At 65.8% G+C, this 8318-nt stretch carries 8 protein-coding genes; 4 read left to right on the top strand and 4 right to left on the bottom strand.

Annotated features, from left to right (window positions below):
- The first annotated feature begins 307 nt into the window (after nucleotides 1–307).
- The 3 genes from CKO40_RS13555 (at nucleotide 308) to CKO40_RS13545 (ending at nucleotide 3136) form a co-directional block, all read left to right on the top strand.
- Nucleotides 308–532 carry a hypothetical protein gene (locus CKO40_RS13555; RefSeq protein WP_200346759.1) on the top strand — a complete coding sequence of 75 codons (225 nt, stop codon included), beginning with the start codon at nucleotides 308–310 and terminating at the stop codon, nucleotides 530–532.
- 1141 nt (nucleotides 533–1673) lie between these two features.
- On the top strand, nucleotides 1674–2378 hold the full coding sequence (locus tag CKO40_RS13550) for an HvfX family Cu-binding RiPP maturation protein (RefSeq protein WP_200346758.1): 705 nt from the start codon (nucleotides 1674–1676) through the stop codon (nucleotides 2376–2378).
- Nucleotides 2379–2569: 191 nt separating this feature from the next.
- Complete coding sequence (locus tag CKO40_RS13545) at nucleotides 2570–3136, top strand: hypothetical protein (protein ID WP_200346757.1); 567 nt, start codon at nucleotides 2570–2572, stop codon at nucleotides 3134–3136.
- Between the two features lie 246 nt (nucleotides 3137–3382).
- Here the strand turns inward: CKO40_RS13545 and CKO40_RS13540 are convergent, their stop codons facing one another.
- Nucleotides 3383–4828 (bottom strand): PAS domain S-box protein, encoded by a 1446-nt coding sequence (locus tag CKO40_RS13540; RefSeq protein ID WP_200346756.1) that lies wholly within the window; start codon nucleotides 4826–4828, stop codon nucleotides 3383–3385.
- 153 nt (nucleotides 4829–4981) lie between these two features.
- Between CKO40_RS13540 and CKO40_RS13535 the strand changes: the two genes are divergently transcribed.
- Nucleotides 4982–5935 (top strand): DUF3179 domain-containing protein, encoded by a 954-nt coding sequence (locus CKO40_RS13535; RefSeq protein ID WP_242477029.1) that lies wholly within the window; start codon nucleotides 4982–4984, stop codon nucleotides 5933–5935.
- Between the two features lie 209 nt (nucleotides 5936–6144).
- Here CKO40_RS13535 and CKO40_RS13530 read toward each other — a convergent pair whose 3' ends face one another.
- The 3 genes from CKO40_RS13530 to CKO40_RS13520 are packed head-to-tail and all read right to left on the bottom strand — an operon-like array spanning nucleotide 6145 to nucleotide 8242.
- Nucleotides 6145–6834 (bottom strand): PEP-CTERM sorting domain-containing protein, encoded by a 690-nt coding sequence (locus tag CKO40_RS13530; RefSeq protein ID WP_200346755.1) that lies wholly within the window; start codon nucleotides 6832–6834, stop codon nucleotides 6145–6147.
- Nucleotides 6835–6894: 60 nt separating this feature from the next.
- Nucleotides 6895–7476, bottom strand: coding sequence for a PEP-CTERM sorting domain-containing protein (locus CKO40_RS13525; RefSeq protein ID WP_200346754.1), 582 nt, complete (start codon nucleotides 7474–7476; stop codon nucleotides 6895–6897).
- Between the two features lie 55 nt (nucleotides 7477–7531).
- Entirely contained in the window at nucleotides 7532–8242 is a 711-nt protein-coding gene (locus CKO40_RS13520; protein WP_200346753.1) for a PEP-CTERM sorting domain-containing protein, read from the bottom strand.
- Nucleotides 8243–8318 lie beyond the last annotated feature (76 nt).

The raw sequence follows: 8318 nt of genomic DNA, 5'->3' as shown, positions 1-8318 counted from the left end.
CTCCAGACATCCCCTCGCGGGTTTGCCCTTGCCGTCGGCTAGTAGTTCTATTGGTCCAAGAGGACACTACAGGTACTCCTACAGGGGACTTTCACCCCATCAGTTCATGCCCATGCCGGGCGTACACAAACTCGCAAGCCCGACGCCAAACTGCGGCCGGCGCTTCGCGCGTGGCCGCAGTTTGGCGCGGGCTGCGGTGAGGAGTCTGGCGAAATTCACGCACCGCTCGCCGTACAGCCTGAGCCACGACGATCTGCGCAGGTAGTTCGAATACCTCGTCACTGAGCGACAATTCGCTCCGGCGAGCGTGCGTCTATCCTACAACGGCATCCGCTTTCTCTATCTGCCGGTGCTCGACTGGCACACGTTGGACCTGGAAGTGGTCTTACCCAAGCGGGCGCAGCGCATCCCGGAGTTGCTCAGGCGCGGCACCGAGCTTGCCGCCTATGCCGGTCATCCCTGCCCGATGTGCCGCAACGGACACCTGCGCGTGAGTGCACACCTCGCACCCGTGCGCCCTGATCCAGGGTAATCCGCAGCGCTGACGCTCGCTGGGCAACCTCGACGTTGCCGACGTCATCAGGCCAGTACTGGCCTGCGGCTGCGCGTGCCGAGCGCTTGGAAAACCACCTATCCTGCGACGGAAGGACCCGAAACATCATCGTCATCATCATTACGAATGCTCGACTCTCGTCGCGTAGACCTCCAGCATAGCCACCGGTTTCCAGCGCCCGTTTGCCATCTGCCTGAGCTTCGCGGATACAATCCCCTATCCTCGCCGAGGGCTGTGCTGAATTCAGGCGCCGTGCAGGGAGCGGATTAGTCCAACATAGAGGAGATCGCCGCGGGCGGTGAGCCTGCATCCGCGGCAAGATTCCGAGCCGTCGCGGAAATCCCGGACCTGGGAATCAAGCCAGAAGCAGGAGACTTAGTGGAGCTATTACTTTCGTCAAGGGCTGTTCCGGAGAATAGCAGCCGCGCCCCACTTCATATTGCTTGCATGAAGGGCGAACTCTAGCCCCAAGCCATAAAGGACCTGCAATCGCTCCAAGAGAAGGATGGCGCGAGAGTCGCCAGAAGGCTCAGCGCACTGGAGGGCGGGCTTAGGGGAGCCATCAAGCGGCTTACGAATTTCACCCCTAAGTATCGGCTGCGCGTCGGCAACGACCTTCACGCGCCTCCATGCCTGTCGCCAGTTCTTGCTCGCCAGCACACGACGAGCCCACGCCCTCTGGTCAGCCGTTGACCGATCTGCCGCGAAGATTGCAAAACCGTAATGAGATCAGGCAGCCAACACCCGCACCAAGCCAATTTCCCACAGGGTTATCCACAGCCGCAGTGGATAAGCCCGGCTTGACAACGGCGGTCAAAGCTGTCCGAACAAACTCGCACAACCCTCTGTAACCGCTTGATTTTCTAAATTGATCAGTCTCTGACCAATCTGATGCGGAGCGCCAGAAATGGCAGGCAAATCAGCCGGCGGCGCCTAGTCTCCCGACTTTGTCCACAACCTTGTGCACAACGTTCGTGGACAAAGGGGCGGGGCGCCGGCTCGGGTCGCGTGCTTGAGACATCGAGCGGTCCTCTGCGAAAGATAAGGCGCGCTGATCGGGTCTCCAGCCGTGTATCCGCCTGAGTAGTTCCGCCTGAGCAACCTGACCGGAGCATTCCTAATGATCACCCTGATGAGTAAGGCGCGCAGCCTACTTGATGCGACCCGCCGCTTCGATTTCATCGCGCCGTTGCTGCTGCGGCTGTATCTGGCGCCCATCTTCTGGATGGCCGGGACCAAGAAGTTCGCCAGCTTCGACAGCACCGTGGCCTGGTTCGGCAACCCGGATTGGGGCCTGGGCCTGCCGTTTCCGACGGTGATGGCGTTCCTGGCGGCCTCAACCGAGACCGTCGGCGCCGTCTTGCTGGTGTTGGGCCTCGGGGTCCGGCTGATCTCGGTTCCGCTCGGGATCACCATGGTGGTCGCGATGGTGACGGTGCACTGGGAGCACGGTTGGCTGGCGATCGCCGAGGGCAGCGGCTCCCTGTTCGCCAATGAGCGCACCCTCGGCGCGATCGAGCGGCTGGACCAGGCCAAGGCGATCCTGCGCGAGCACGGCAATTATGAGTGGCTCACCGAGAACGGCAGCCTGGTGATCCTCAACAACGGCATCGAATTCGCCGCCACCTATCTGGTGATGCTCATCACCCTGTTCTTCATCGGCGCTGGCCGCTATCTATCGATGGATGACTGGATTGGCCGCTGGGTTGATCGGCGCGGCGCTGGTACGGCCGGTACGGCCGGTACGGCCGGTGCGGCTGGTGCGGCCAGTGCGGCCAGTGCGGCCAGTGCGGCCAGTGCGGCCGGTGCGGCTGGTGCGGGATGAACCGCGCCTCATTGGCTGACACCGGCTATCCCCTTCGCTGGTGGCCCGGTCGCCGCCACCAAGCCGGCCAAGTAGCGCGCCGCTGGCATCATGCAACCCCCGTGGTCGAAGCCAACGACCGCGGCCAAGCCCGCTCCGATGATCGCCCGATCGCCGAAATAGCTCGTCACGTTCAGCGAAATACCCAGCCGGTGACAGCCACCGCTCCTGGCCCTGCTTCGACTCAGCATCAGCCATGGCGCAACCGCCGATGGGCGCTGGCCGCGCTGCCGCTGGGCTTGGTGCTCATAGCGGGTCTCTGGTGGTGGCAGGCACCACCCGGGGAGCTGTCCGAGGCGAGTCGGCTAGCGCAGATCGCCGACGAGGTCGCGGGCCAGCATCTATACCTGAAGCCGCTCGAGGTCGAGGCAGCCGATCTGGATCAGGTGCGCCGCTATCTCAGCCAGCTCGACTTTCGCCCGCTCGCGAGCGACGCGCCGGCGCTGGCCGATCTCAACCTGCAGGGCGGGCGATACTGTTCGATCCAGGGCGTCCCCGCCGCCCAACTGCGTCTTCGCCCCGACGCGAGCCAAGGCGAGGCGAGCGGTGAAGACGTCGGCGTGCAGACGCTGTATCAGGCCCGCTACGATCCCGAGCACCACGGCCCCCTGCCCGACCGCGACCGCGGCGAGGCACCGGTGCGGCTTCGCGCACGCGGGCTCACCGTGCTGCTGTGGGTCGAAGCCGGTGTGGTATTCGCGCTGGTGCGCGACGATTGAATCGACTTCATTCCACCGGCGCGTGCAACGACGGCGCGGGCTTCGGCGCCGAGACCGGAGGCTCGAGGGATGACTCCTGCGGTGGCTCTAGCGGACCGCGCCGCGGTCTGGGCCTGAGATCGTGCACCACCGCCATCGGATCATGCGGCGCACTCAAGGCCGCGAGATGAACATGACGATTGCCTATCGCCTCGTCGCATCCGGCCGCGTGCCTCGCTCATGAGAGCGAAAGAGCGCCGTGCACCGCTACATCAGCAAGCGCGCGACAGTGCCCGTCGCCGCATCGGACTGCAGTGAGAACGTCCAATGATGCGCCGCCGCGACCCGGCGCACGAAGGCCACACCGAGGCCGTTGCCGGAGGCCTTGGTCGAGAAGAACGGCTGGCCGATACGCGCGAGCACATCGGGCGGGATCGGCTCGCCGCCGTTACCGACCTCGATCAGCGGCGTCCCGGTGCCCGGCTGCCGGCCGGTGCGCAGCCAGACCGGCTCGCCCGGGGCCACCGCCTCGCAGGCGTTGACGATCAGATTGACCAGGACCTCTCTCAGCTGCGCCGGGTCGGCGTGGATCGCGCAGTCACCCAGCCCGAGCTCGACCCGCAGCGCGCACTCGGTGACGATGGGCAGAGCCTGCAGCGAGGGCAGCAGCTCGCCAATCAGCGCATCGACCGCAAGGCGGGTGGGCGATGCGGTGCGCCGCCCGGCATAGGCCAGCACGTCCTCGAGCAGCCGGCTGAGGCGATCGGCCTCACGCTGGGCCAGGTCGAGCCGCTTGGTCGCGCTCGCCGGCAGCGACTGGCCGGCGACATGATCGAGCGCCATGCGGATGGTCGAGAGCGGGTTGCGGATCTGGTGCACCATCATCGCCGCGAACTCGCCCATCTCGGCGAGGCGCGCGAGGGCGTCCTCGGCCGCCTTGCGCTGGCTGATGTCGCGCAGCAAGGCGATGTAGCTCGGCGCCTGGGCCTCGCCGTAGGCGCAGATGCTGACCTCGCTCGGGAACACCGAGCCGTCGCGGCGCTGATGGCGGCTCTCGATCAGGCGCGGCTGGTCGACCTCGAGTTCGTTGAGCAGCTGGCTGAAGGTCTCGGGGCTGAGACCGACGTCGATCGCCAGCACCGAGCAGCCGATCAGCTCGTCCGCTCGCGCGTAGCCGAGCATCTCGGCGGCGCGGGCGTTGGTGTCGAGGATGACGCCATCGCTGGCGACCAGGAAGAAGCCGTCGCCGGCGTTCTCGACGAAGGCCCGGAAGCGCGCCTCGCTGCGGCGCAAGGCGTCTTCGGCGGCCTTGCGCGCGGAGACGTCGCGCACCATCGCGACGATGCAATCGCGCCCGTCGACCTGGACCACCGAGGCCGAGATCTCCGAGGGCAGCCGCTGGCCGTCCTTGCGCGTGCAGCTGAGCTCGTCGGTCCAGCCCTCGCCGGTGATCTGCACCGCGTGGGCGAACTGGCGCAGGCGCTCCATCTCGTGCGGATGCACGCTGGAGATGCGTACATCGCGGATCAGCTCGGCCGGGTCGTAGCCGAGCATGCGCGCGGCCTGCCGGTTGGCCTCGAGGATACGGTCCTGCTCGGGGTCGATCAGCAGGATCGCATCGTTGGCGTGCTCGAAGATGGTGTGCAGATGCTGCGCGTCCCCCTGGTCATGGGCGAAGGTCAGCGGCCCGCTTGGGTCGCGTGCTCGAGACATCCTGCGCTCCTCCGCGAAAGATCACTCCAGCTGATCGGGTCTTAACCGATCGATGAGGCCCGCAGCCTACTGGAGGCGACTCGCCGCGTCGATTCGCCTTTCAGGTCTGCGGGCGCCTGCAACAATGCGAGATGAAACGATCGGAGAACCATGATGACTCGCCCCCTCGGAGCAACCCTGACCGGCATCTTGGTTGCCAGCCTGAGCGTCGGTCTCATGCTCGCAGCCGGCGCGAGCGCGCAGCAGCTCAATGGCTTTGCTGTGGACAATAGCCTGATCCCGGTTGCCGAGATCCATCCCGGCGGCCCCGGCCGCGACGGCATCCCGGCGATCGATCAGCCGCGTTTCATCAAGGCCGATGATGCCGATTTTCTCGATCGGGAGGATCAGGTCCTCGGGCTGGTGTATCAAGGCGAGGCCCGCGCCTATCCGATCACGATCCTGAACTGGCATGAGATCGTCAACGACCGCATCGACGACGAGCCGGTCGCGATCACCTACTGTCCGCTGTGCGGCTCGGGAATCGCCTTCAGTGCCGAGCACGCAGGCCGGGATCTCGACTTCGGCGTCTCCGGCCTGCTCTACAACAGCGACCTGCTGCTCTATGACCGCCAGACCGAGAGCCTCTGGAGCCAGATCGCCAAGCAGGCCATCGCCGGACCATTAGCCGGAACGGAGCTGACCGCCCTACCCCTGACCCACACGACCTGGGGGGCCTGGCGCCGTGCCCATCCGCAGACCCAGGTGCTGTCGACCGAGACCGGTTACCGGCGCAACTATGGCCGCGCCCCGTACGGCGGTTACGCGAACGAGCGCGGACTCTACTTTCCGGTCAGCGCGCGCTCCAAGCGTTATCACCCGAAGGAGCGCGTCCTCGGGGTTGAGATCGACGGTCACTTCAAGGCCTACCCCTTCTCGGAGCTCTCGCAGACCGATGGCCGCCTCTCCGATCAGTTCGGCGGTGAGTCCATCGAGGTGCGTTTCGACTGGGCACAGCCGAGCGCCAGCGCCTTCGATGCCGAAGGCAATCCACTGCCGGCGACGACCCTGTTCTGGTTCGCCTGGTATGCCTTTCACCCCGAGACCGAGGTCTATCAGGCGAACTGAGTGCTGCTGATCGGTGAGCACGGGTGGCGCGCTCGAGCCGGGCGGCGGCGTCAGCCATCCTTAGCCTCGGCACAGGCGATACAGAGCGATGCCGCCGGATCAAGCGCCCGAATATGGATTACGCGGGAACTCGGGAACAGGACTCAACGAGCAAGCGTCGGCGGGAGCGTTCGGCCCCGCCGCCGAGGTGATTGGTCGTACTGCTGTGCTCAGGCCGTCCGCCGCCGCCGGCGCCGCGCCAACAGGCCCAGCGCGCCGAGGCCAAGTAGGGCCGCAGTGGCGGGTTCGGGGACGGGGTTGGTGGGCTGGTCGTCGGTGACGAGCGTGAAGTTGGGCGCGAAATATCCGGTGGTGTTAAAAAGGACGTCGCCCGTCGGGTTGCCGGCGCTGAGGGCGTAGCGTGGCGCGCCGTAGGTCAGGCCCGACTGGGGCGTCACGCTGATGACGTCGACCGGAGCGGCCTCGGAAAACGCGATTTCGCCCTCCGCAATGGCGGTGTAATCGCCGGCGGCCAGCATCGTGTCGGTGATATCGATCTCCAGCCACTGTCCGCCCGGCGGCGTATCCCCCGTGAACACGTCGGTGATCGCGCTGCTGAATAACGCCTGGATTCCGCTGACCGGCGTCGTGGTTCCGTCGTCGGGGTAGATCGACACCAGCACCGACCCCGGGTCCTGCCAGCCATCGGCGCCCTTGTCGTAAAGCAAGAGCGAATCAACTTCGACCGGGCTGGTGGCCGTAAAGCTGAACCCGAACGTAGACGTGAACCCCGCGACCGACACGACGGTGCTTCCGCCCTCAAAGTCGAAGGCGAGCGCGGCGTGGGCGGGAGCGACGGGTCCGAGGTTTACGGCGACAACGGACGTGAGGATGATCAGGGCCGAGAAGATACGAGTCATGGGAGTCTCCCTTTGTTTGCAGGCGATACTGCGTGACGGGCGCGCTGTGTCGGCACCTGTTCAGGCCGTGACCCGGTCTCGTCGCCGCCGCGCCAGCAGGCCGAGCGCGCCGAAGCCGAGGCCAAGCAGGGCCGAAGTCGCCGGTTCGGGGACGGCGTTGCTGGGCGGCGTCGGCTCTTCGGGGGCCGCGAAATACTGAAGCGGGTTGGTACGGCCGAAGCGGTAGCCGGTGATGCCGAACTCAAAGGACGTGTCGAGCGTGCCCACCGTGTAGGTGGTGGAGTTGATCATCGTGGGGGTGATCAACTTCGGGCCGTTGGCGTTGAAGGGGACGCCCTCGATCGTGGCGGCGCTGGTGGAGCGGTTCCAGACGACCAGGAAGAGCGGGTCGGCCATTGCTGCATCGAGCGTGATGGTCAGCGGGTTGCTGTAGCCGAGCAGGGCGCTGGTGGTGAGGTAAGTCACCTCGGCGGCGGGGAGAATACTCGAGGTGTCGCTAATGAGTTGCCCGCCTGTGAAGGTGAAGCCGTTGCTGGCGAACGGTGCGACGTTGCCGTCGGGCTCCAGGGGAATGGCCCATGCCGGAGCCGCCACGGAGGCGAGCAGCACGGCGGCGATCAGTGCTTTGAGGTTGATGGTCATGGTGCTGGACTCTTTTAGGTTAGTGGTTGGATGTCGCTGGCCTGCCTGGCGCCGTTCACACGTCAGGCCATCGCCGCCGCGCCAGCAGGCCCAGCGCGCCGAAGCCGAGGCCAAGCAGGGCCGCAGTCGCCGGTTCGGGGACGGCGTTGGCGGGGGTGTCGGGGGTGTCGGGGGCCGCACTGATCGTCAAATTGGTGGGGGAGACGAACTCGGCGCCGCCCGCGACCGGCCAGGAAAACAGGCCGAACTCGTTGGTGACGGCGTACGTGCCGACCGGAAACAGATCGGATAGCGAACTCACCGTCGTGGGGTCCACCCACGCAAGCGGAAGGATGCCGTCGAACTGCATGTAGGCGAGTGTGTTGCCATCGAACGTCAGGCCGATGTCGCTGTCGTCCGCTCCCACGCCCATGCTCAGATACGTCTGGCCGCCGTCGTCAAACGCGAGGACGTAACCGAAGGGGTCCAGGGGTGTGCTGCTCGGGTAGGCGAAGGCGCCGCCGAGTGTGGTGCTGGTGACGTTGGAGATGATCTGGGTTTGTCCGAGTTCTTCAGTGACGACTTCGACATACCCGGGGTTGCCGAACTCGATGAAGTCGTAGCCGGTGTCGCCGTTCTGGGCGTCGGTCACGGTGAGGGTGACCGCGAAGGGATCGTCATTGCTGTCGACGCCGGACCACTCGAACAGCAGCGGCACGGCGAACGCGGGAGTCGCGGCCAGGGCCGCGACGATGGCCAGGGGAACAAGGATCGCGAAGCGAAACATGGCGATTGCCTTTTGTTCAGTAGGGGTCAGTCTCGGGGTGACGCGAGGAGCCCGAGGCTCGCTGGTTGGCCAGCCC

It is taken from the genome of Halochromatium glycolicum, assembly GCF_016584085.1.
Classification (GTDB): Bacteria; Pseudomonadota; Gammaproteobacteria; order Chromatiales; family Chromatiaceae; genus Lamprobacter; species Lamprobacter glycolicus.
Note: the sequence above shows the minus strand (reverse complement) of the source record. Positions and strands in the feature narration are given on the sequence as shown.

Excerpts from the sequence above, each read along its gene's own strand:
- CKO40_RS13550 (WP_200346758.1), top strand. The coding sequence starts at position 1,674 with ATGATCACCCTGATGAGTAAGGCGCGCAGCCTACTTGATGCGACCCGC.
- CKO40_RS13540 (WP_200346756.1), bottom strand. The coding sequence starts at position 4,828 with ATGTCTCGAGCACGCGACCCAAGCGGGCCGCTGACCTTCGCCCATGAC.
- CKO40_RS13535 (WP_242477029.1), top strand. The coding sequence starts at position 4,982 with ATGACTCGCCCCCTCGGAGCAACCCTGACCGGCATCTTGGTTGCCAGC.
- CKO40_RS13530 (WP_200346755.1), bottom strand. The coding sequence starts at position 6,834 with ATGACTCGTATCTTCTCGGCCCTGATCATCCTCACGTCCGTTGTCGCC.
- CKO40_RS13525 (WP_200346754.1), bottom strand. The coding sequence starts at position 7,476 with ATGACCATCAACCTCAAAGCACTGATCGCCGCCGTGCTGCTCGCCTCC.
- CKO40_RS13520 (WP_200346753.1), bottom strand. The coding sequence starts at position 8,242 with ATGTTTCGCTTCGCGATCCTTGTTCCCCTGGCCATCGTCGCGGCCCTG.